Raw genomic sequence first — 487 nt, 5'->3', positions numbered from 1 at the left:
CTTCGAATTCCAGCGTGCACAGCGAGTGCGTGATGCCCTCGATCGAATCACCCAGCGCATGGGCGAAGTCGTACATCGGGTAGATCGGCCACGCGTTGCCGGTGTTCTGGTGCTCGACGTGCTTGATGCGGTACTTGGACGGATCGTGGAACTGGCGCATCTTGTCGCTGCAGCCGCCACCCGGGCCACCATGCAGCATCACCACCGGCTTGCCTTCCGGGTTGCCGCACTGTTCGAAGTACAGCGCCGGCGAGGTATCGGCCACGATCAGGCTGACTCGTTCGCGTTCGGCCTGGAACAGTTTGGTATGGGCGCGACCGGTGCGCGCCGTCACACGCCAATCGATGTGGCGCGCGTCGAACCGTTCGCGGTGACGCTGCTGCTGCCACTGTTCTTCGCCATGACCGGCCTGCGCATGCGCGCCGATACGCTGCAGGCCAGCGATGTCCTGTTGTGCGTGGTGGTGATCGCGGTAGCCACGACGGGC

Annotated in this window: 1 protein-coding gene and 1 pseudogene; one reads left to right on the top strand and one right to left on the bottom strand. The window is 64.5% G+C overall.

The annotated features are described in order from the left end of the window. Positions 1-301, bottom strand: a 301-nt coding sequence (locus ABGA94_RS16030) for a glutamate--tRNA ligase family protein (protein WP_375367784.1), incomplete at its 3' end; no start/stop codon positions are given. A 45-nt stretch (positions 302-346) separates the two neighbouring features. Between ABGA94_RS16030 and ABGA94_RS16025 the strand changes: the two are divergent. Then, positions 347-487 (top strand): annotated as a pseudogene (locus ABGA94_RS16025) (sodium:proton symporter); the annotation flags it as partial.

This window comes from Stenotrophomonas sp. 3diitr2024, from assembly GCF_042136455.1.
GTDB lineage: Bacteria > Pseudomonadota > Gammaproteobacteria > Xanthomonadales > Xanthomonadaceae > Stenotrophomonas > Stenotrophomonas sepilia.
Note: the sequence above shows the minus strand (reverse complement) of the source record. Positions and strands in the feature narration are given on the sequence as shown.